The following is a 21,780-nucleotide window of genomic DNA, read 5'->3' on the forward strand; positions in this document are numbered from 1 at the left end:
CGGGATGCCTTTCAGGAGCCGAGCGAGCTGAGGACGGCGCGGCGCAGCGCCACACGGGCCGGATCGTCGAAGGCCGCACGATCACGGGGGCGCGGCACCTCGCGTACGCAGGACACCCGTCCCGAACCGAGCAGGGCCACGCGGTCGCCGAGGAAGAGGGCCTCGTCCACGTCGTGCGTGACGAACACGACGGTCGCTCCGGTGCCCCGCAACACCTCCACCAGCAGGTCCTGCATGCCGGACCGGGTCTGCGCGTCGAGGGCGCCGAACGGCTCGTCCATGAGGACCGCCCGCGGGCTGTCCGCCAACGCCCGGGCCAACTGGGCGCGCTGGCGCTGCCCGCCGGACACCCGGTGCGGCAACTGCCCCGCCTGTGCGCTGACTCCGACCCGTGCCAGCCAGGACTCGGCCCGGGAACGCCGTTCCGCACGCGGTACGCCCCCGATGGCCAGGGGGAGTTCGACGTTTCCGCGCAGGCTGCGCCAGGGCAGCAGCGCGTCCTCCTGGAAGACCAGCGCGCGGTCGGCCGACGGCCCGGTCAGCGGGCTTCCGTCCGCCTCGGCCGCGCCGTCCAGCGGTGGCAGCAGCCCGGCGAGCGTACGCAGCAGGGTGGACTTGCCGCAGCCGGACGGGCCGACGACGGTGAGGATCTCACCGGGAGCGACCTCCAGGTCGACGTCGGAGAGGACCGGCGCGCCCGGGCGGCCGAGCACGGCGGACCGGAAGGCCAGCCGGGTGCCGCGCACGGCCGCCGGTACCGGCGCGACGGGAGCGGTGACGGTCTCAGACGAGGTGCTCATCACGGGCCTCCTCGGTGTCGTTCTCGCCGTGTTGCTCGGACTTGGCCTGCTGCTGGGCATCGCCTTCGGGACGAGCGGCTGCGGCGAGCGGCCGGGGCGCGCGGGGACGCCCTCCGGGGACGTACGAGGTGCGGGGAAGCCAGCGGGTCAGCCTGCGGCCGAGGAGTTCCACGGCCGTCGAGGTGATCCAGCCGAGGACGCCGATGGTGACCATGCCGACGAAGACGCCCGGGTAGTTCACCACCGTGTAGTCCTGCCAGGTGCGGTAGCCGACCCCGTACTGGCCGGAGATCATCTCCGCGGAGATCACGCAGATCCACGACACGCCGATGCCGACCGACAGCCCGCCGAAGACGCCGGGCAGCGCCCCCGGCAGCACGACCGAGCCGAGGATCCGGAGCCGGCCGCCGCCCATGGTGCGCACCGCCTCCTCCCAGACCGGGGTCAGCGCGCGGACCGCGTGCCGGGTGGAGACCAGTACGGGGAAGAAGGCGGCGGTGCAGGTGATGAAGACGATGCCCTGCTCGTTCGACGGGAACAGGAGGATCGCGACCGGGACGAGGGCGATCGCCGGGATCGGGCGGACCACTTCCAGCACCGGGCCGAGCAGGTCCTCGGCCAGGCGGGAGCGGGCCACGAGCACGCCGGCCGCCACGCCGAGGACCGCCGCCAGCGCGAAGCCGGTGAGGATACGGGTGAGGCTGTCGGTGAGGTCGGTCCAGTAGTCGCCGCCGGAGAGCCGGTCGGCGAAGGCGCGGGCCACGTCGGTGACCGTCGGGAACTGCGAGAACCGCAGCCACAGGTCGACGTTCAGGCCGGTCAGCAGCTGCCACAGGCCCAGGGCGGCGGCCAGCGACACCGCCCGCAGCGCATACCGGGACAGGGGCCGGGTCATGAGGCCCGCTCCAGAGCCTCGCGGTACGACACCGTGCGGGCACCGCCGTGGGCGGAGACGTAGTCCCGCGCGGTGGCGGGGGTGACGAAGGGCAGCAGCCGGTCGCCGTCGGCCACCCAGACGGCCTTGTCGGCGAACCAGAGGGTGCCGGTGGTGGCGTCGGGCACGTAGGCGGCGCGGATGCCGCCCTGATGCGCGGCCACGTAGGCCAGCAGCTGCTTCGGGGACTTGTAGGAGAGCGTTCTACTGCTGCCCTTGGGCCACACCTCGCTCGCGGCAGGCGGGAGCGACGCGGCGAGCCGCTTGGCGTACGACGTGGTGAGGGCCTTCTTCACGTACTGGTCGTCGACGAAGGCGTCCACGTCGATGTCGCCGGTCAGCTTGGCCGACTTCAGTACGGACACGTCCTGTTTCAGCGCGGAGACGAGCTGAGGGGTGATCGCCGGGTTGAACGTGGCGATGCCGTGGGCGCCGTTGTACAGGTAGACGACCTCCGCAGGCAGGCCGGTGGCCTCGGCGACCTTCTCGGCCGCCGCGACGGGGTGGCCGTTGAGGTAGTCCGTGGCCCGGGCCTGCGCTGTGAGGAACGCCTCCAGGACGGCCGGGTGCTGCTGGGCGAAGTCCTCGCGTGCGGTCACGCCGTGGAACGTGGGCAGGTTCAGCTGGGCTCCGTCGTACAGGGCCTTGGCCTTGCCCTGGCGGGCGAGCAGGCCCGGCCAGGCCACGAACTGGGACAGCGCGTCCACGCTGCCGGCGGACAGCGCCGAAGCGCCCACCGCCGGCTGCTGGTTGAGCTTGGAGATCCCCTTGTCCGGGTCGATGCCGGCTTGTCGCAGGGCGCGTACGAGGGTGCCGTCGGCGGCCGAGCCGATGCTCGTGGAGACCTTCTTGCCCTTCAGGTCCTTCAGGGACGTGAGCGTGGAGTCCGGCGCGGTGACGATCGTGTTGAGCCCCCCGCGCAGGTTGTAGCCGGTGACGGAGACCAGGTGCGTCGGCCGGCCGAGCTGCTTGCCGCGGGCCGCGTTGAGCAGCAGCGGGAAGTCGCCCATCGAGCCGATGTCGATCTTCCCGGCGGTCATCTGGGCGGTGATCGGGGCGCCGGTGGCGTAGTCCTGCCAGTCGACCTTGTAGGTGTGGCCGTCGTGCAGGGAGTCGAGCTGCTTCTCGAAGTATCCGAGCGAGCGCAGCAGCGTCCCCGCGGTGACGGTGTTGATGGTCTTGGACTGGTAGCCGACGGTCACGGTGACCGTGGAGCCGCTGCCCGCCTCGGCGCTGCCGCCGCAGGCGGACAGGGGCAGCAGGAGCGCGGCGGCGGACAGGGCGACTGTCGTGCGTTTCATGATGGTGGTACCTCTCACCGCAGCAGGTAGGGCATGTTGACCGTGACGGCTCCGGTGGGGCAGCGGGCCGCGCAGGGGCCGCAGTACCAGCACTCGTCGACGTGCATGTACGCCTTGCCGCTGGTGACGTCGATGGCGAGGGAGTCCAGCGGGCACATGTCCACGCAGAGGGTGCAGCCGTCGATGCACTTCGACTCGTCGATGGTCACGGGCACGTCGGCCCGCTGGGGCGCCAAGGGCATGGCTGTCTCCAGGAAGCGTGCAGGCGGGGGCGGTTACGACCGGTTCAGCAGGCCGCTCATCGTGATGCGGTCGCCGCGGAAGCGGATGAACTCCAGGTCGACGGGGCGGCCGTCGGCGAGGTGGGTGAGTCGTTCCAGCATCAGTACGGCGGCGTCGCGGGGAGCTTGGAGTACGGCTGCGGAGTGGGCGTCCGCGTTCACCGCCTCCAGGGTGATCTCGGCGTGGCCCAGACGCCGGCCGGTGATGGCTTCCAGGAGGCGGAAGACATCGGTGTTCTCCAGGTCGGCGCCGAGCAGGCCGGTGCCGATGTCGAGCGGGATGTAGGTGAGGTCGAGGGAGAGCGGGAGGCCGTTCAGGCGGCGCAGGCGCTCGATGTACAGCACGTCGGCGCCGGCCGGAACGCGGAGGCGTTCGGCCACGGGGACGGGTGCCGGGGCGGGGCCCATGGTGCGGACCTCGTTGGTGACGCGGCCGTGTTCGCGGAGGGTTTCCGCGAGGCCCATCAGACGGTCGAGCCCGTGCGGGTATTTACGGGCGACGACGACGGTGCCGACTCCGGGCAGCCGGTCCACCAGGCCCTCGGCCCGGAGCAGGTCCAGCGCTTGGCGGACGGTGTTGCGGGAGGCGCGGTAGTCGGTGGCGAGGGTGGACTCGTGGGGGAGGCTGCCGTTGTGGAAGGCGCCGGTGAGGATCTGGCGGCGCAGCAGGTCGGCGAGTTGCCTGGCCCGGTCCGCCCGCAGCCGGCGCCGTGCGCGGTGGGCGGCGACGGTGTTCGCGGCGCCCTGCCCGGCATGGTCTCGGGGGCGGTCGGTGGGTGGCATGGCTGGAACCATACCCATGCGGTAGGGAATGGCGTGTTGCTGAAGTGTTGCGCCAGGTCAGGCCACACTGAGCGGGTCGCTGACCTGGGCGTTCTCCTGTTCCGGGGCAAGATCTGCCACCCGGTGGGCCCGGTCAGGACAGTGCCGTCAAACCAGGCGCGAAGGTGATCAGCAGCGGGAGCAGTGGCACCAGCGCGGCCACCGTCGTCGTCAGCGCCCGGTGCCGGCGCAGCAGCCGAGGCGGCGGCTGCAGCAGGCGGTCCACCCGCTCGCCCAGGAGACGGCGGCTGGAGTCGCAGGACAGGACGCCCCGGTGCTGGTTCAGCTCGATCAGGGCGAGTGCCGTGGTGAGGTGCCCGCAGCGCCGGGAGGCCGTGTCGTCGGCGGCCAGCTCGACCAGGCGGTGCGTCTGGTCGCAGAAGTGGGCGAAGAGCGGCACGCGCGGGAAGCCCGTGGCGAGGGCCGTGGACAGATGCAGCAGCCAGTCGTGGTGGGCGCGGGCGTGCCCGCGCTCGTGGGTGAGGACGGCGTCCAGCTGGAGGTCGGTCAGGCGGTGCAACGCCCCCGTGGTGACGACCAGTTGCGGCGGGTGCCCCGGCATCCACCAGGCGTCCGGGTACTCGTCCTCCAGCACCAGCATCGGCCCGCGCGCCGCCGGCAGCCCGGCCGGCAGCTCGGGGGCGCGCTCCCGCAGGTGCGCCCGGGCCTGGCCCCGGCTGCGGCGGGCCTCGACGAGTTCGCGGGCCAGCATCGCCGTCGTCCAGGCGGCCCCGCAGGCCAGCAGCACGGTGAGCGCGGCGGCCCACACCGGTGCCGTGGACAGGTCGTACGCGGCCGTGACGGCGGGCGGTGCCGGTGCGAACACGCGGTCGCGGACGGTGTGGAAGACGGCCGCCGCGCCCAGGACCAGCGCGGTCAGGCAGCACAGCAGGACGGTCGCGACCAGGCACTGCCACACCCACAGGGCGACCACGGGTTCCCGCTCGGGCCAGGCGGCACGGGTCAGCGCGCGCGGCGCCGGTACGGCGGCCGTCAAGGCGACGACGCTCAGCAGGAGCAGGCAGACAGTCATGCCGGGGCTCCGGTTCCTGGTCGGAGAGGTGTGCGGGTGACGGTGGTGCCGGGCACGCGTCACGCGACGGCGGCTCGCGCGTGGTGCGTGTCCCCGTCAGTATGACGAAGACGGGCGGTCGGAGTCAGGTGCCGATACCGATCCGCCGTGCCCGGCCCGGACCCGCGGCCCCGCCGTGCCCGGCCCAGGCCCCCGGCCCTTCCTTCGTGCCCGGCCGCCCGGCCAGCCCGGCCCGCCACACGAGCCGCCCGGCCGGCGCAACCCCCGGAGGGCGCGCCGTCCGGCAACCCCCGTGGCGTCAGCCCGACACCACCCGCCCGCTGACCTCCCCGAGCCCCACCCGGCGCCCGTCCGCGCCCGGTGCCCACGCCGACAGGGTGACCACGTCCCCGTCCTCCAGGAACGTCCGCTTGCCGTCCGGGAGGTCGAGGGGGTCACGGCCGTTCCACGTCAGTTCCAGCAGGGAGCCGCGCTGGCCTTCGGCGGGGCCGCTCACCGTGCCGGAGCCGTACAGGTCGCCCGTGCGCAGGGACGCGCCGTTCACGGTCATGTGGGCGAGCTGCTGGGCGGCGGTCCAGTACATGGTGGAGAAGGGCGGTTCGGAGACCACATGGCCGTTGATCGCGACCGAGATGCGGAGGTCGTACCCGCCGGGCTCGGTGCCGGGCGCCGAGTCGTCCAGGTAGGGCAGCAGCGGATGGGTGCGCTCGGGAGGCGCCACGCGCGCGTGCTCCAGCGCCTCCAGCGGGGTGATCCACGCCGACACCGAGGTGGCGAAGGACTTGCCGAGGAACGGGCCGAGGGGGACGTACTCCCAGGCCTGGATGTCGCGTGCGGACCAGTCGTTCAGCAGGCACAGCCCGAAGACGTGCTCCCGGAAGTCACCGAGCGCGACCGGGGTGCCCAGCCGCGACGGCACGCCCACGACGAAGCCGACCTCGGCCTCGATGTCCAGCCGGATCGAGGGGCCGAAGACGGGCGCGGGGTCGGTCGGACCCTTGCGCTGCCCGGAGGGCCGTACGACGTCCGTGCCGGAGACGACCACGGTGCCGGAGCGGCCGTGGTAACCGATCGGCAGGTGCTTCCAGTTGGGGGTGAGGGAGTCCTCGGCGTCGGGGCGGAAGATCCGGCCGACGTTCCGGGCGTGGTTCTCCGAGGCGTAGAAGTCGACGTAGTCCGCGACCTCGAAGGGCAGGTGCAGGGTCACCTCGGACAGGGGGTGGAACAGCGGCTCGACGGTCGCGCGGTGTGCCGGGTCGGTGACCCAGGACGTGACGGCGCGCCGTACGTCCGACCAGGTGGAGCGGCCTGCGGCCAGCAGCGGGTTGAGGGTGGGCCGGGCGAGCAGCGGCTGGTGGGGCGAGCCGAGCGCGGCGGCTGCGGCGCCCGCGTCGAGGACGTGGTTCCCGAGCCGGACGCCGACCCTCCGCTCCGTGCTGCCGGGGGGCGAGAACACGCCGTAGGGGAGGTTGTGCGGGCCGAAGGGGTCGCCCTCGGGGACGTCGAAGGGGGGCATGGGGTGCTGCCTCACTCTCATCCGGGCCATGCATGGCAGTGCGTTCCATGTGGTCGGGCCACACGTTACGGCGGAGCTGCGTGTCTTGGGCAGTGCCTCACCAGGTGCGCGCACGGCTGCTCGCGCCGTGCCAGAAGAGTTCGCGTGCCGCGTCGTCGTACAGCCGGTGACGCCCTGCCCCTGCGGTGCGGAACCGGCTCCGCCGGGCCTGGTCGCACACGTGGCCCCGACCCACGGCCCTGATGTCGCCCATCGCGCGGTCCACGGCGCGGGGTTGGGACGAAGCGGCACGTAAGTGCGGGCCATGACGGGTGAGTCGGCGGGGTGTCCTGTCCGTATTCTCTGATCATGGCACCCACCCCGGCATTCGCACTGATCGCCACGGACCTGGACGGGACGCTGCTGCGCGGCGACGACACCGTCTCGGACCGGTCCCTCGCCGCGCTCGCGCGGGTGGCGCGGGCCGGCGCCCGGCATCTGGTGGTGACGGGCCGCCCGGCCCCGCGGGTACGGCCGCTGCTCGCGGACCTCGGCTGCGTGGGACTCGCGGTGTGCGGACAGGGGGCGCAGGTGTACGACGCCGGGTCCGACCGTCTGCTGTGGTCGGTCCGGCTGGACCGGGAGCTGGCCGAGACCGCGCTCGGCAAGATCGAGGCGGAGGTGGGACAGGTCTACGCGGCGGTCGACCAGGACGGTGTGGACGGGCTCACGCTCATCGAGCCCGGCTACCGGATGCCCCACCCGACGCTGCCGGCGGTGCGGGTCGGCCGGCGGGACGATCTGTGGTGCGCGCCCATCAGCAAGGTGCTGCTGCGGCACGCCACCCTGTCCGACGACGAGTTGGCGGCCGTGGCGCGCGCGGCGGTGGGTTCGCTGGCGACGGTCACGATGTCGGGGCCGGGCACGGTGGAGCTCCAGCCGTGCGGGGTGACGAAGGCGACCGGGCTGGCGCTGGCCGCCGAGCGGCTCGGGATCGTGGCCGACGAGGCCCTCGCCTTCGGTGACATGCCCAACGACATCCCGATGTTCGACTGGGCCGGGCGCGGTGTCGCCATGGCCAACGCGCATCCCGAACTCAAGGCGGTGGCCGACGAGATCACCCTGTCGAACGAGGACGACGGCATCGCCGTCGTCCTCGAAAGACTTTTCCCGACCGACTGACCGGAATATCAGTAGCGCGACTGACCGGAACGCCAGGGGCGCGGCTGACCGGAACGCCAGGAGGGCGACGGGCCGGAATCTCCGGGGCGCCCGGTCAGGCCGCCGGTGCGGGTCAGTACGCGCCGAACACGTTGTCGATGGACCCGTAGCGGGCGGCCGCGTAGTTGCAGGCGGCGGTGATGTTGGCGACCGGGTCGTAGATGTCGAAGGATGTGCCGGCCACGTGGTAGGCGTTGAACGTCGGGTCGATGACCTGGAGCAGGCCCTTGGACGGGATGCCCTTGGCGGCGTTGGAGTCCCACAGGTTGATGGCTTTCGGGTTGCCCGAGGACTCGCGGATGATGTTGCGGTAGATGCCGTTGTAGGTGCCCGGGATGTGCTTCTCGGCCATGATCGCGAGCGACTCGCGGATCCAGCCGTCGAGGTTGTTGGGGTAGCCGGCGGGGGTGGTGGCGGCCGTGGTGACGGTGCTCGGGGCCGCGGAGGCGCTGGTCGCGCCGATGAGCGGCAGGGCGAGGACGGCGGCGCCGGTGCCGGCGGCGGTGAGCACACGGACGAGGCGGCTGTTCCGGGTACGGCGGGGCTGAGCGACAGCAGACATGGGGGCGTTCCTCTCCGGCGCCTGCGAGGTGAGCTGTCGGGTTCGGGCGGGGAGGTGCCCGGCCGTGCCCCTGACGGAGGCATGGCTTCACCCCTAGCCGTCCCGGCGCGGCGTGTGCCGTTCCGGACCGGCGGCTTACCTGGGTCCCCCGCTCCTGCCGTGCGAATGAGTTCGTCGATGGGTATGCGGGCGGCGGCAGGATTCGGCGTCCGCCCGACGGCCCGGAACGTATGCGAGAGCACATGTCGGGAACAAGGGCCGGATTCATACAACGTGCGATTTGACCTTGATCGACGGTGTATGAGGTGCTTGATCCTTTGCGGTTGCCAATCCTCAACTCGCCGATGACGCAAGGGCTCAGGGGGGCCTGGGGGAGGGAGTGGGTCGGCTGGTCGCGTGACCCAATTCACGAAATAGCAAACGGTTTTAAATCGGACAAGGGGGATTAGGGGGATTCGCACCGGAAGTCGGGGAGATGGTGAAACCTGGCGTGCGGGGCGCGTCGTTGCGGAGGTGAGGGCACAGTGTCCGGATTACTCTTATATGGATAAATATCCGTTCACACCGTGTGATCAAAACCATGCCGGTCATGATCCGGTATCGCCCGGGCTGGACCGGTGGGCGCTATCGGTGATCGAAAGAGGACCGGATACGCTGACTTGAGTGATGGCAGCGACCTATCGACAAACCGTGTAATCGCCAGCAGACACCAGCAGACAGGAGACCCCTCGTGACCGTCGTCGGGCCGTTCGGGCTGAGCGTGCGGGACCAGGCTCTGGAAGCCGATGTCCAGGCCGGATTGGCGGCTGTCGAGGAAGGCTTGCTCGAAGCCACCAAGAGCGAGGTCCCGTTCATCACGGAGGCCGCGCAGCACCTCGTGCGGGCGGGCGGGAAGCGGTTCCGGCCCCTCCTCGTGATGCTCGCCGCCCAGTTCGGCGACCCCTACGCGCCGGGCGTGGTGCCGTCGGCCGTGGTCGTGGAGCTGACCCACCTTGCCACGCTGTACCACGACGACGTCATGGACGAGGCGGCCGTACGGCGTGGTGTGGACAGCGCGAACACCCGCTGGGGCAACTCCGTCGCCGTCCTCACCGGCGACTTCCTCTTCGCCCGCGCCTCCCAGATCCTCGCCGACCTCGGACCCGAGGCGGTCCGGGTGCAGGCCCTCGCGTTCGAACGCCTCGTCACCGGCCAGATCCTGGAGACCGCGGGTCCCTCGGACGGCCGAGACCCGGTCGAGCACTATCTGGACGTGCTCGCCGGCAAGACGGGCTCCCTGGTGGCGGTGTCCTGCCGGTTCGGCGCGATGATGTCCGGCGCCGACGAGAGGATCGTCGACGTGCTCACCCAGTACGGGGAGCGGCTCGGGGTCGCCTTCCAGCTCGCGGACGACGTCCTGGACATCGCCTCCGACTCCCACGAGTCCGGCAAGACCCCGGGCACCGACCTGCGCGAGGGCATCCCGACCCTGCCGGTGCTCCGGCTGCGCGAGCGGGCCGCCCGGCTGGGGCTGGCCGAGGACGTCGCGCTGTGCGAGCTGCTGGACTCCGACCTCAGCGACGACGCCCGGCACGCCGAGGCGCTGGCCGCGCTGCGCGCGCACCCCGCGCTGGAGCAGGCCCGCCGGGACACCGTCCGGTACGCGGAGGAGGCGCGGTCCGCGCTCGCCCCGCTGCGCGAGTGCGACGCCAAGGCGGCGCTGCTGGAGCTGTGCGACGCGGTCGTGCACCGCGCCGGCTGACCCGGTCGTCACCCGTACGGGCGCCGGTGCCCGAGACGGCCCCTTGGGGTCAGGCGGACCTCTACGCGTCGGGGCGACCCCTACGCGTCGGGGCGACCCCTACGGGCCAGGACGACCCCTTCGGGCCGGGGCGACCCCTACGGGTCGGGGGAGAAACCACCCCCGGGTGTCATACCGCAGGTGTAGACGGAGTTGGCTCCGAGGTCTGACGCTTGTTCACGGGCGATTTGGTCAGATGGACACCACGGAAATCACCACTCCTCACCGTTTCGGGTGAGAATGGCGGCTCAGGGTGGACCAGCGGAACCAGCGGACCAGCGTGAGGACAGCCGCCGCCGACGACGGAGGTAAGGCACACATGGCACCGTACGAATCCGACGACGCAGTGGGCGCCGCGCGGGACGAGCACTCGCGCTCCGGCCGGCGCAAGGCCGCCCGGTACGCCGTGCCGGTCGCGGTGGTGGGGGTGGCGGCGGCCACGATCGGGCTGGTCCCGGCGCTCGCCGACTCCGGTGACCCCGACCTGCCGAAGATCAGCGCGCAGCAGCTCATCGAGAAGATCGCCAAGTCGGACGTGCAGCAGCTGTCCGGCACGGTGAAGATCAGCACCGACCTCGGCCTGCCCGACCTCGGCGGCCTGGAGAACGGCCTGATGTCCGGCGCGGACCGGGGCGGTTCGGGCGACGGCTCCTCCGCCGACCCGCAGGCCAAGCTCACCGAGCTGGTCTCCGGCACGCACACCCTGCGCGTCGCGGCCGACGGCCCGGACCGGCAGAAGCTGTCGCTGCTGGAGAGCGGCGCCGAGTACAGCCTGATCCACGACGGCAAGGACGTCTGGGGCTACGACAGCAAGAGCAACGAGGTCTACCACTCCACCGGGGCCCGCTCCGGCAAGGACCGCGAGGCGGAGCCGCCGGCCACGCCCAAGGACTTCGCCGACCAGGCCCTGAAGTCGGTGGACGACACGACCTCCGTCACCGTCGACGGCACCGCGCAGGTCGCCGGGCGCGACGCCTACAAGCTGCTGATCCGGCCCAGGCAGTCCGGCACCACGGTGGGCGCGATCAGCATCGCCGTGGACGCGAAGACCGGCATGCCGCTCAAGTTCACGCTGACCCCGAGGAGCGGCGGCGCCGCCGTGCTCGACGCGGGCTTCACCCAGGTCTCCTTCGCCCGGCCGGCCGCCTCCACGTTCGACTTCACCCCGCCCAAGGGCGCGAAGGTCACCGAGGAGAAGGACGCGGCCGGGGCCCGGGAGCACGCCCCGGAGCACGGCGAGGACCTCGCCGGGGGCCTGAAGGGCATGGACGGGCTGAACGTGCTGGGCAAGGGCTGGACGTCCGTCGCCACCTTCGACACCGGTGCCAAGGGCGGCCTGCCGACCGGCTCCCAGGGCGGTGACCTCGGCGGCTTCCTCGGCTCGCTGGGCGACCCGGTCTCCGGGAAGTTCGGCAAGGGCACGGTCTTCTCCACCCGCCTGGTCAACGCCCTGATCACCGACGACGGCAAGGTGTACGCCGGCGCGGTGACCAAGGACGCCCTGGTGAAGGCGGCCGACGCGGGGAAGTGACCTCACCGGCGGGTCGCACCGGGTGAGACGCACCGGATGAGACTCACCAGGTGAGGCGCACCGGATGAGACGTACCGGATGAACCGAGGGGAGCCGATGGACGAACCGTCCGCCACGCAGCCGGACCCGGGCGACGCGACGGCGAGTGTGATCGCCACGCGCGGCCTCACCAAGCGCTACCGCGGCGGACAGCTCGCCGTGGACGGTCTGGACCTGACCGTCCCGGCGGGCAGCGTCTTCGGTTTCCTCGGCCCGAACGGCTCCGGCAAGACCACCACCATCCGCATGCTGATGGGCCTGATCGAGCCGACCGCGGGCACCGCCCGGGTGCTCGGCCGGCCCATGCCGCGGGCGGCCCGTGCGGTCCTCCCGCAGGTCGGCGCGCTCATCGAGGGCCCCGCCCTGTACGGCTTCCTCTCCGGCCGGGACAACCTGCTGCGCTACGACGCCGCCGACCCGACCGCCGACCCGCGCACCCGGCGCGCCCGTGTCGCCGCGGCACTGGACCGGGTCGGTCTCGCGGCCGCCGCCGGCAAGAAGGCGAAGGCGTACTCGCTCGGCATGAAGCAGCGGCTGGGACTGGCCGCCGCGCTGCTCCAGCCGCGCAGACTGCTCGTCCTGGACGAGCCCACCAACGGACTCGACCCGCAGGGCATGCGCGAGATCCGCACCCTGGTCAGGGAGTTGGCGGCCGACGGTACGACCGTCTTCCTCTCCTCCCACCTCCTCGACGAGATCGAGCAGGTGTGCACCCACGCGGCGGTCATGGCACAGGGCCGGCTCGTCACCCAGGGCGCGGTGGCCGACCTGGCCGCCGGGGCGCGCGACCGGCTGGTGGTCACCACCCCGGACCCGGCCGAGGCGGCACGGGTGCTGAAGGAGCTGGGTGTCGGGGACGTGACGGCCGACGGTGACCGGGTCACCGGCGAACCCCCGGCGCGGGATCTCGCCGAGGTGACCGCGGCCCTGGTCGCGGCGGGCGTGCGGGTGCGGGGCCTCACCGTCGAACGGGCCTCGCTGGAGGACGCGTTCGTGGCGCTGACCGGGGAGGGCTTCGATGTCGCGGGCTGATGTGCACCCGGCGGGCGCCGGGCGCCGGCCGAACCCCCTGTGGGCCCTCGGGCTGTTGCGCAGCGAGCTGGTCACCACCGTCCGCCGCTGGCGCACGCTCGCTCTGCTCGGGGTGCTGGCCGCGGTGCCGGTGCTGGTCGGGATCGCGGTGAGGATCGAGACGCGGGACGGTGGGCCGGCGGGCGGAGGCGGCGGCGAGGGCCCCGCGTTCATCGCGCAGATCACCAACAACGGTCTGTTCCTGGTGTTCACCGCGCTCGCCGCGACCCTGCCGTTCTTCCTGCCGATGGCCGTCGGCGTCGTCGCGGGCGACGCGATCGCCGGGGAGGCCGGCGCGGGTACCCTGCGCTATCTGCTGGTCGCCCCGGCCGGCCGCACCCGGCTGCTGCTCACGAAGTACGCGACCGTGCTGGCGTTCTGTCTGCTGGCCACGCTGGTCGTCGCCGTTTCGGCACTGCTCGTCGGCGCGCTGCTCTTCCCGCTCGGCGAGCTGACGACGATCTCCGGCACCCGGATCAGCTTCGCCGAGGGACTCGGCCGCGCTCTGCTGATCGCCCTGGTCGTCGCCGCGTCACTGGTCGGGGTGGCGGCCCTCGGCCTGTTCGTGTCGACGCTCACCAACAGCGGCATCGCGGCGATGGCGACGACGGTCGGCCTGCTCATCACCGTGCAGATCGTCGACCAGATACCCCAGCTGCACGCGCTCCAGCCGTACCTGTTCTCGCACTACTGGCTGTCCTTCGCCGACCTGATGCGCGACCCCGTCTACTGGGACGACCTGGTGAGGAACCTCGGTCTCCAGGCGCTGTACGCGGCCGTGTTCGGCGCGGCGGCCTGGGCGCGGTTCACGGCGAAGGACATCAACGCCTAGCGTCCGCTCACCGGAGTCGGGCGCCGGCGGCCTCGTACGGGAAGCGCGCGAGGGGCGCGTCCTGCGCGAAGAACGTCTTCGCGCGCGCCAGCGCCTCGGTGTCCCTGCGTACGTCGCCGGGCGCGCTGCCGTTGCCGAGCAGGACCCCGCCGAAGCGCATCCGCAGGTAGGCGGCAGAGTTGTTGAGGGTGCCGGCGTACGGGTCGGCGACGGACGGCTCGTCGTCCGCCAGCGCGGCGATGCCCCAGAGGGTGCGGCCGGCCATCGTCGCCTTGAAGTCGACGCCCGGGGTGCGCAGCCAGGCCGACCAGTAGTCCAGGTAGCGCTTGGTGAGGCTGGACACCGAGTACCAGTACAGCGGCGAGGTGATCACGATGTCCGTCGCCGCCAGCGTGGCGTCCAGCAGCAGGCCGGCCGGGGTGTCCGGGGACGGCCGGACGTGGTCGCTGTCGTGCCGCAGGTCGACGAAGTCGGGCAGTGGGTGGTCGGCGAGGCGGATCCAGTGCTGTTCGGTGTCGCCGGGCAGCTGCGCGGCGGCCTCCCGGGCCAGCAGTTCGGTGTTGCCCGCCTCGCGGGCGCTGCCCAGGACGAAGAGGAAGCGGCGGCTCATGGGTCCCCCAGACGCGTCATGTCGTACCGCAATGAATGCGTGTGCATTCTATGCATAAGCAATTAATTTTGGCCAGGGTGCGGCTGGTGCGAGGCTGTGACGTCGCGGTGACGTGGAAACCTCGTGGGAGCGGACACACTGGTGGGCAGGACGCGTACGACCGGACTGCGACGCCGGGGGAGTGAGGGACACCGATGGCTGGAGTCAGCTTCGAGAAGAAGCGGGCGCGGCAGCCCGTGGGACCCGCGGCGGCGGTGTCCGTCCGGGTGTTCGGCGCGGGAGACGCGTCGGTGGACGGGGTGTCGGTCGCGGCGGCACCGGGCGAGGAGATCCAGCAGACCGTGCTCGACCACCTTCAGCGCCTGGCCATCAGCGTCGGCGCGCCCATACGCGCCACGGTCCACGACGACCTCGCCGGCTGCGTGGTCCCCCTGGAGGTCTCCGCGGACGGCTCCAGCCGGGTGACGGGGGAGCCGGTCCGGCTGACCCCGCGGCCGGCGGCCGGCACGCCGGGCACCGCGCAGGCCCCGACCGGGCAGTCCGGACCGGCGCCGGTGACCGACGGGCCCGCCACGGACAGCCAGGGCCCCGCCGCCCCCAGCCCCCTCGCCGCCGTACCGCCGGAGCCCTCCGCGCCCACCCCCACCCCGGCCCGTGGCTTCGACGCCGTCGCCGAGGAGGTGCTCGGGGACGGGCCGCTGACCGAGACCGCCGAGGGTGCGCGGCTGCTCACCGAGCCGATGAGCCGGATCAACGAGGCCGTGCGCGCGGGCCGTATCGACACGGCGGCGGAACTGACCGACCGGACGCTCGCCGAGGCCTCCGCCGTGTTCGGCCCGCACCACGCCGAGGTGCTGCACCTGCGCGAACTGTCCGCCTACATCGCCTACCTGGCCGGTGACCCGGTCCGCGCCTTCCGGCTGTCCCTGGACGTCGCCCGGCTGCGCCGCCAGGCGCGGGACGGGGAGGCCGCCTACGACAACGTCAGGAGCGCGGCCACCGCCTGGCGCGCGGTCCGCGACCCGGAGGAGGGTCTGCGGCTCGGCCGCGACCTGATCGACCTGTGGACGGACCTCACCGCCGAGCCGGGACCCGCCGCGGACGACCCGGGCCCGCTGGAGTCCGCCCGCGCCCGCATGGTCCGCCTGACCGACCGCGCGGCCGAGGCGGCGGCGCGGGCCTGACCGGCCCCGTCCCGCGCGGAGTGCAAGGGCCCCGGGTCACTGCACGCAGAACTCGTTGTCCTCCGGGTCCGCCATCAGCACCCACTGGCCCGCGGGCTCCTTCACCTCGCGCACCACCCGGGCGCCCAGCGCCTGAAGGCGGGAGACCTCCTCCGCGCGCCGCTCCGGGCCGGCGTCTAGATCGAGGTGGAGCCGGTTCTTCACGGTCTTCGGCTCCGGTACCCGCTGGAACAGCAGCCGCCGCCCGAGCCCGGTGCCGGTCTCGGGGTCGTACGGGTCGTCGGGGTGCCGTACGGCGATCAGATCACGGAACGCGGCCCGCCCGTGGTACTCGACGGTGGCCTCCCCGGACAGCGCGCCGACGGACAGCAGCCGTTCGACGAGGGCGCTGTTGTCCTCGGGGGTGTAGTGCAGCGCGGCGGCCCAGAAGTCGGCCTGGGCGTGCGGGTCGGCGGCGTCGATGACGAGCTTCCAGTGCAGCGGGGCGGGCGCCTGAGTGGTCATGGCTCCCACTTATAGCCGGACGCGCCGGCGGAGGGGGGAACTCCGCCCGCTCGCGCTGCCGTGCCCCGCCGGGTCAGGCGTCCGCCGGAGTCGACGCCGACGCGGAAGCCGGCGTCGATGCCGATGCCGATGCCGATGCCGATGCCGATGTCGGTGCCGATGCCGGTGCCGACGTCTCGGCCGTGCGGGCCGTCGGCACCGCGATCCGCACCGGGCGCCTCGCCCACCGCAGCGCGTCGCCCGTGAGCAGGATCAGCGCCAGCCAGACGAGCGCGAACCCGGCCCACCGCTCGGCCGGCATGGCCTCGTGGAAGTAGAGGATGCCGAGCAGGAACTGGAAGATCGGGGCCAGGTACTGGAGCAGGCCCAGCGTGGACAGGGGCACGCGGATCGCCGCGGCGCCGAAGCAGACCAGCGGGAGAGCGGTGACGAGGCCGGTGGAGGCGAGCAGGGCCGCGTGTCCGGCGCCCTCGTTCACGAAGCTGGCCCCACCGTGCGCGGTCAGCCACAGCAGATAGCCGAGCGCCGGCAGGAACTGGATGGCGGTCTCGGCGGCCAGCGACTCGACACCGCCGAGGTCCACCTTCTTCTTCACCAGCCCGTAGGTGGCGAAGGAGAAGGCGAGGCAGAGGGAGATCCACGGCGGGCGGCCGTAGCCGACGGTCAGCACGACCACGGCCGCCAGGCCTATGCCGACCGCCGCCCACTGCACGGGCCGCAGCCGCTCCTTGAGGAGCAGCACGCCCATCGCGATGGTGACCAGCGGGTTGATGAAGTAGCCGAGCGAGGCCTCGACGACGTGGCCGGCGTTCACCGCCCAGATGTAGACGCCCCAGTTCACGGTGATGACGCCGGCCGCCACGGCGACGAGGCCGAGCCGCCGGGGCTGGCGCAGCAGCTCTCCGGCCCAGGCCCAGCGGCGTACGAAGAGCAGCGCGGCGGCGACGAACACCAGGGACCACACCATGCGGTGGGCCAGGATCTCCATGGCGCCGGCCGGCTTGAGCAGCGGCCAGAACAGGGGCACCAGCCCCCACATCCCGTAGGCGGCGAAGCCGTTCAGCAGGCCTGTGCGGTGCTCACCCTCGGATGTCCCGGCCACGTCCCCTCCTTCTCGCTCCGCGTCCGGCGTGGACGCACGAGAACGAAGGTAACGCCGGGCGTCCCCGGCTGTCATGCTCGTATCGCCATACGGTCATGACAACCGGGGCGGTCCGCCCGGATCAGCCCTTGAGTGCGGTGGTGACGGCCTCCGCGAGCGGCGTGGTCGGGCGGCCGATCAGCCGGGACAGGTCACCGGAAGAGACGACCAGCTCGCCCTTCTCGATCGAGGCGTCCACGCCGGCCAGGATCCCGGCCACCGGCGCGGGCACCCCGGCGCCGGTCAGGATGCCGGTGAGCACCTCCACCGAGACCGGGTTGTAGGCGATCTCCCGGCCGGTCTGCCGGCTCAGCTCGGCCGCGTACTCGGCGAAGCTCCACGCCTCGTCGCCGCCCAGCTCGTACGTCGTGTTCTCGTGGCCCTCACCGGTCAACACCGCGACCGCGGCGGCGGCGTAGTCGGCGCGGGCGGCCGAGGAGAGCCGGCCGTCGCCGGCGGCGGCCACCACCGCGCCGTGCTCCAGCACCGGCGCCAGGTTCTCGGTGTAGTTCTCGTGGTACCAGCCGTTGCGCAGCAGGCTGTAGGGCAGGCCGGAGGCGAGCAGCACCTGCTCGGTCGCCCGGTGGTCGTCGGCCAGGGCGGCCGTCAGAGTGCCGGGGGCGCTGGTGTAGGCGAGCAGTGCCACGCCGGCCGCCTTGGCCGCCTCGATGACGACCGTGTGCTGTCCGACCCGGCCCTTGTCGAACTCGTTGCCGGAGATCAGCAGGACCTTGTCACCGGCGGCGAACAGGCCGTCGAAGGTCTCGGGCGCGTTGTAGTCGGCGACGGCCAGCTTCACTCCGCGGGCGGCGAGGCCGGCGGCCTTCGCCTCGTCCCGCACGACGGCGGTGATCTGATCGGCCGGGACCCTCTCCAGCAGCTGCTCCACGACGTGCCGGCCGAGGTGTCCGGTGGCTCCGGTGACGACGATGCTCATGGTGGGTGACTCCTTCTCCAGTGGGTATGTCACTCACCCTAGGAGCTGCACTAACCCAGCGAAAGTACCCACTTTGAGGTAAGGTACTGGTATGTCGGTAAGCAAGAACGCGGTGGATGCCGAGGCGATGTGCCCGCACCGCCTGGTCCTGGAACACGTCACCAGCCGCTGGGGCGTCCTCGTCCTGATCGAACTGCTGGAGCGGCCGTACCGGTTCAGCGAGCTGCGCCGTGCGATCAGCGGCCTCGGCGGCCGGGGCGTCAGCGAGAAGATGCTCACCCAGACCCTCCAGACCCTGGAGCGCGACGGCCTGGTCCACCGGGACGCCAAGCCGGTCATCCCGCCCCGCGTCGACTACTCGCTCACCGACCTCGGCCGCGAGGCGGCGGAGCAGGTCCGGGCCCTCGCCCGGTGGACGCACGCCCGCATGGACGCGGTGGAGGAGGCCCGCCGGGCCTACGACGAGAGCCGCCGGGCCTACGACGACAGCCGCCGCGCATACGAAGAGGCCCGGGGAAACCAGCCCCGGGCCTCCTGAGCCGACGGACGGATCAGCCGACGACCGTCCAGGTGTCCCCACCCGCCAGCAGCGCGGCCAGGTCACCCTTGCCGTGCTGCTCGATCGCGGTGTCGAGCTGCTCGGCCATCGCCGTGTCGTAGACCGGCCGTTCGACGGAGCGGAACACTCCGATCGGGGTGTGGTGCAGGGTGTCCGGGTCGGCCAGCCGGGACAGCGCGAACGCCGTGGTCGGCGAATCGGCGTGGGCGTCGTGCACCAGGACGTCCGCCTCGTTCTCCGGGGTCACGGTCACCACCTTCAGATCGCCGGTCTGCCGGTCGCGCACGACCCCTCTGGCGCCGTCCGCGCCGAAGCGGATCGGCTGCCCGTGCTCCAGCCGGATCAGCGCCTCCTCGGCCCGCTGCTTGTCCTTCAGGGCGTCGAACGCGCCGTCGTTGAAGATGTTGCAGTTCTGGTAGATCTCGATCAGCGCCGTGCCCGGGTGGTCGGCGGCGGCGCGCAGCACCTCGGTCAGGTGCTTGCGGTCGGAGTCGATCGTGCGCGCCACGAAGGACGCCTCCGCGCCGATCGCCAGCGACACCGGGTTGAACGGCGCGTCCAGCGAGCCCATCGGCGTCGACTTGGTGATCTTGCCGACCTCGGAGGTCGGCGAGTACTGGCCCTTCGTCAGGCCGTAGATCCGGTTGTTGAACAGCAGGATCTTCAGGTTGACGTTGCGGCGCAGGGCGTGGATCAGGTGGTTGCCGCCGATGGACAGCGCGTCGCCGTCACCGGTGACCACCCACACGCTCAGGTCCCGGCGGGAGGAGGCCAGGCCCGTCGCGATCGCCGGGGCGCGGCCGTGGATGGAGTGCATCCCGTAGGTGTTCATGTAGTACGGGAAGCGGGAGGAGCAGCCGATGCCGGAGACGAAGACGATGTTCTCCCGCGCGAGGCCCAGCTCCGGCATGAAGCCCTGGACGGCCGCGAGGATCGCGTAGTCACCGCAGCCCGGGCACCAGCGCACCTCCTGGTCCGACTTGAAGTCCTTCATCGACTGCTTGGCCTCGGCCTTGGGGACCAGCTGGAGCAGCCCGTTGGTGGCGTCAGTCATCGATGGCCTCCTTCAGCGCCGCGGCGAGCTGTTCCGCCTTGAACGGCATGCCGTTGACCTGGTTGTAGGAGCGGGCGTCGACCAGGTACTTCGCCCGCACGAGGGTGGCGAGCTGACCGAGGTTCATCTCGGGGACGACGACCTTGTCGTAGCCCTTCAGCACCGTGCCGAGATTGCGCGGGAAGGGGTTGAGGTGGCGCAGGTGGGCCTGGGCGATCGACTCGCCGGCCGCGCGCAGCCGCCGTACCGCCGCCGTGATCGGGCCGAAGGTCGAGCCCCAGCCGAGGACCAGTGTCTGCGCGCCGTGCGGGTCGTCGACCTCCACGTCGGGGACGTCGATGCCGTCCACCTTGGCCTGCCGGGTGCGGACCATGAAGTCGTGGTTGGCCGGGTCGTAGGAGATGTTGCCCGTGCCGTCCTGCTTCTCGATGCCCCCGATGCGGTGCTCCAGACCCGGGGTGCCCGGGATCGCCCACGGCCGGGCCAGGGTCTGCGGGTCCCGCTTGTACGGCCAGAAGACCTCGGTGCCGTCCTTCAGCGTGTGGTTCGGGCCGGCGGCGAACTGCACCCGCAGATCGGGCAGCTCGTCCAGGTCGGGGATGCGCCACGGCTCGGAGCCGTTGGCCAGGTAGCCGTCCGACAGCAGCATCACCGGCGTCCGGTACGTCAGCGCGATCCGGGCCGCCTCCAGGGCGGCGTCGAAGCAGTCGGCCGGGGTCTTCGGCGCGACCACCGGCACCGGCGCCTCGCCGTTGCGGCCGTACATCGCCTGGAGCAGGTCGGCCTGCTCGGTCTTGGTCGGCAGACCCGTCGACGGGCCGCCGCGCTGGATGTCCACCACCAGCAGGGGCAGCTCCAGCGAGACCGCGAGACCGATCGTCTCGCTCTTCAGGGCGACACCCGGGCCGCTCGTCGTGGTCACCGCCAGCGAGCCGCCGAACGCCGCGCCCAGCGCCGCGCCGATGCCCGCGATCTCGTCCTCGGCCTGGAAGGTGCGCACGCCGAAGTTCTTGTGCTTGCTCAGCTCGTGCAGGATGTCCGAGGCCGGCGTGATCGGGTACGACCCCAGGAACAGCGGCAGATCCGCCTGGCGGGAGGCGGTGATCAGGCCGTAGGCCAGGGCGAGGTTGCCCGAGATGTTCCGGTAGGTGCCGACCGGGAAGGCCTTGGTGGCCGGCGCGACCTCGTAGGAGACCGCGAAGTCCTCGGTCGTCTCGCCGAAGTTCCAGCCCGCGCGGAACGCCGCGATGTTGGCCTCCGCGATGTCCGGCTTCTTCGCGAACTTCGACTTCAGGAACTTCTCGGTGCCCTCGGTGGGCCGGTGGTACATCCAGCTCAGCAGGCCCAGCGCGAACATGTTCTTGCTGCGCTCGGCCTCCTTGCGGGAGAGGTCGAACTCCTTCAGCGCCTCCACCGTGAGCGTGGTCAGCGGCACCGGATGGAGGCTGTAGCCGTCGAGCGAGCCGTCCTGGAGGGGGTCGCTCGCGTACCCGACCTTCTGCAGGGCGCGCTTGGTGAACTCGTCGGTGTTGACGATGATCTCGGCCCCGCGCGGGAGGTCGCCGATGTTGGCCTTCAGAGCGGCCGGGTTCATCGCCACCAGGACGTTCGGCGCGTCGCCCGGGGTGAGGATGTCGTGGTCGGCGAAGTGGAGCTGGAAGGACGAGACACCCGGCAGGGTGCCGGCGGGGGCGCGGATCTCGGCGGGGAAGTTCGGGAGGGTGGAGAGGTCGTTGCCGAAGGAAGCGGTCTCCGAGGTGAAACGGTCCCCGGTGAGCTGCATGCCGTCACCCGAGTCCCCCGCGAACCGGATGATCACCCGGTCCAAGCGCCGCACGTCCTTCACGCCGCCCGGTTTGCGCTGCTCTCCCACGACGGTTCCGTCGGTCTGCTCCGCTGGGCTGCTGACCTGGCTGGTCACTGAACTGGACCTCCTTCGAGGCGGCTGTCCGGGGCCTGGTCGTCCCACGGACCATCCCAGGATCAACCCTACGTCGGTTAGGGTCGCCTTCCCGAGGCCGTCCATGGATTGGACGACATTTCGAGACGGCCTGTCGCGCTGTGTGCACATCATGTCCCGCATCGCCCA

The 21,780-nt window shown here is 72.0% G+C and carries 21 protein-coding genes and 1 riboswitch; of the genes, 7 read left to right on the forward strand and 14 right to left on the reverse strand.

Annotated elements, in window-relative coordinates:
* Positions 1-11: 11 nt before the first annotated feature.
* The 7 genes from ABZV94_RS04615 to fahA all read right to left on the reverse strand — a co-directional run bounded on the left by ABZV94_RS04615 (position 12) and on the right by fahA (position 6,687).
* Positions 12-800 (reverse strand): ABC transporter ATP-binding protein, encoded by a 789-nt coding sequence (locus ABZV94_RS04615; protein WP_356337083.1) that lies wholly within the window; start codon positions 798-800, stop codon positions 12-14.
* Positions 784-1,695, reverse strand: coding sequence for an ABC transporter permease (locus ABZV94_RS04620; RefSeq protein ID WP_356337085.1), 912 nt, complete (start codon positions 1,693-1,695; stop codon positions 784-786). Before ABZV94_RS04620 ends, ABZV94_RS04615 begins: the two co-directional genes overlap by 17 nt.
* A complete protein-coding gene (locus ABZV94_RS04625) occupies positions 1,692-3,035 on the reverse strand; it encodes an ABC transporter substrate-binding protein (RefSeq protein WP_356337087.1) in 1,344 nt (447 codons plus the stop codon). Before ABZV94_RS04625 ends, ABZV94_RS04620 begins: the two co-directional genes overlap by 4 nt.
* A gap of 14 nt (positions 3,036-3,049) precedes the next feature.
* Entirely contained in the window at positions 3,050-3,277 is a 228-nt protein-coding gene (locus tag ABZV94_RS04630; protein WP_356337090.1) for a ferredoxin family protein, read from the reverse strand.
* A gap of 33 nt (positions 3,278-3,310) precedes the next feature.
* The gene (locus ABZV94_RS04635; RefSeq protein WP_356337092.1) at positions 3,311-4,099 is read right to left on the reverse strand and encodes a GntR family transcriptional regulator; all 789 of its coding nucleotides are present in this window, start codon (positions 4,097-4,099) and stop codon (positions 3,311-3,313) included.
* A 133-nt stretch (positions 4,100-4,232) separates the two neighbouring features.
* Entirely contained in the window at positions 4,233-5,171 is a 939-nt protein-coding gene (locus tag ABZV94_RS04640; protein ID WP_356337095.1) for a M56 family metallopeptidase, read from the reverse strand.
* A 298-nt stretch (positions 5,172-5,469) separates the two neighbouring features.
* Entirely contained in the window at positions 5,470-6,687 is a 1,218-nt protein-coding gene (gene fahA / locus ABZV94_RS04645) for a fumarylacetoacetase (protein ID WP_356337097.1), read from the reverse strand.
* Between the two features lie 348 nt (positions 6,688-7,035).
* On the opposite strand from fahA, the gene ABZV94_RS04650 reads away from it, so the two are divergent.
* Positions 7,036-7,848 carry an HAD family hydrolase gene (locus ABZV94_RS04650; protein ID WP_356337099.1) on the forward strand — a complete coding sequence of 271 codons (813 nt, stop codon included), beginning with the start codon at positions 7,036-7,038 and terminating at the stop codon, positions 7,846-7,848.
* A gap of 112 nt (positions 7,849-7,960) precedes the next feature.
* On the opposite strand, the gene ABZV94_RS04655 is transcribed toward ABZV94_RS04650, so the two are convergent.
* Complete coding sequence (locus ABZV94_RS04655) at positions 7,961-8,449, reverse strand: transglycosylase SLT domain-containing protein (protein WP_356337102.1); 489 nt, start codon at positions 8,447-8,449, stop codon at positions 7,961-7,963.
* A gap of 5 nt (positions 8,450-8,454) precedes the next feature.
* Positions 8,455-8,636: riboswitch (cyclic di-AMP (ydaO/yuaA leader) on the reverse strand.
* A gap of 543 nt (positions 8,637-9,179) precedes the next feature.
* Between ABZV94_RS04655 and ABZV94_RS04660 the strand changes: the two genes are divergently transcribed.
* The 4 genes from ABZV94_RS04660 to ABZV94_RS04675 all read left to right on the forward strand — a co-directional run bounded on the left by ABZV94_RS04660 (position 9,180) and on the right by ABZV94_RS04675 (position 13,702).
* Entirely contained in the window at positions 9,180-10,190 is a 1,011-nt protein-coding gene (locus ABZV94_RS04660; RefSeq protein WP_356337104.1) for a polyprenyl synthetase family protein, read from the forward strand.
* A 358-nt stretch (positions 10,191-10,548) separates the two neighbouring features.
* Entirely contained in the window at positions 10,549-11,760 is a 1,212-nt protein-coding gene (locus ABZV94_RS04665) for a DUF2092 domain-containing protein (protein WP_356337107.1), read from the forward strand.
* 96 nt (positions 11,761-11,856) lie between these two features.
* A complete protein-coding gene (locus tag ABZV94_RS04670; RefSeq protein ID WP_356337109.1) occupies positions 11,857-12,831 on the forward strand; it encodes an ABC transporter ATP-binding protein in 975 nt (324 codons plus the stop codon).
* Positions 12,818-13,702 carry an ABC transporter permease gene (locus ABZV94_RS04675; RefSeq protein WP_356337112.1) on the forward strand — a complete coding sequence of 295 codons (885 nt, stop codon included), beginning with the start codon at positions 12,818-12,820 and terminating at the stop codon, positions 13,700-13,702. Before ABZV94_RS04670 ends, ABZV94_RS04675 begins: the two co-directional genes overlap by 14 nt.
* Positions 13,703-13,709: 7 nt before the next feature.
* Here ABZV94_RS04675 and ABZV94_RS04680 read toward each other — a convergent pair whose 3' ends face one another.
* On the reverse strand, positions 13,710-14,312 hold the full coding sequence (locus ABZV94_RS04680; protein WP_356337114.1) for an NAD(P)H-dependent oxidoreductase: 603 nt from the start codon (positions 14,310-14,312) through the stop codon (positions 13,710-13,712).
* Between the two features lie 194 nt (positions 14,313-14,506).
* On the opposite strand from ABZV94_RS04680, the gene ABZV94_RS04685 reads away from it, so the two are divergent.
* On the forward strand, positions 14,507-15,496 hold the full coding sequence (locus ABZV94_RS04685) for a hypothetical protein (protein WP_356337116.1): 990 nt from the start codon (positions 14,507-14,509) through the stop codon (positions 15,494-15,496).
* Positions 15,497-15,532: 36 nt separating this feature from the next.
* Here ABZV94_RS04685 and ABZV94_RS04690 read toward each other — a convergent pair whose 3' ends face one another.
* The 3 genes from ABZV94_RS04690 to ABZV94_RS04700 form a co-directional block, all read right to left on the reverse strand.
* The gene (locus ABZV94_RS04690) at positions 15,533-16,000 is read right to left on the reverse strand and encodes a VOC family protein (RefSeq protein WP_356337118.1); all 468 of its coding nucleotides are present in this window, start codon (positions 15,998-16,000) and stop codon (positions 15,533-15,535) included.
* A gap of 73 nt (positions 16,001-16,073) precedes the next feature.
* On the reverse strand, positions 16,074-17,102 hold the full coding sequence (gene rarD / locus ABZV94_RS04695) for an EamA family transporter RarD (RefSeq protein WP_356337120.1): 1,029 nt from the start codon (positions 17,100-17,102) through the stop codon (positions 16,074-16,076).
* A gap of 121 nt (positions 17,103-17,223) precedes the next feature.
* Positions 17,224-18,078 carry an SDR family oxidoreductase gene (locus ABZV94_RS04700; RefSeq protein ID WP_356337123.1) on the reverse strand — a complete coding sequence of 285 codons (855 nt, stop codon included), beginning with the start codon at positions 18,076-18,078 and terminating at the stop codon, positions 17,224-17,226.
* 91 nt (positions 18,079-18,169) lie between these two features.
* Between ABZV94_RS04700 and ABZV94_RS04705 the strand changes: the two genes are divergently transcribed.
* Entirely contained in the window at positions 18,170-18,616 is a 447-nt protein-coding gene (locus ABZV94_RS04705) for a helix-turn-helix domain-containing protein (protein ID WP_356337126.1), read from the forward strand.
* Positions 18,617-18,629: 13 nt separating this feature from the next.
* Here ABZV94_RS04705 and ABZV94_RS04710 read toward each other — a convergent pair whose 3' ends face one another.
* The gene (locus ABZV94_RS04710) at positions 18,630-19,691 is read right to left on the reverse strand and encodes a 2-oxoacid:ferredoxin oxidoreductase subunit beta (RefSeq protein WP_356337127.1); all 1,062 of its coding nucleotides are present in this window, start codon (positions 19,689-19,691) and stop codon (positions 18,630-18,632) included.
* On the reverse strand, positions 19,684-21,612 hold the full coding sequence (locus tag ABZV94_RS04715; protein WP_356337130.1) for a 2-oxoacid:acceptor oxidoreductase subunit alpha: 1,929 nt from the start codon (positions 21,610-21,612) through the stop codon (positions 19,684-19,686). The genes ABZV94_RS04710 and ABZV94_RS04715 overlap by 8 nt, the downstream gene beginning before the upstream one ends.
* Positions 21,613-21,780 lie beyond the last annotated feature (168 nt).

The organism is Streptomyces sp. NPDC004658 (assembly GCF_040609555.1).
GTDB lineage: Bacteria > Actinomycetota > Actinomycetes > Streptomycetales > Streptomycetaceae > Streptomyces.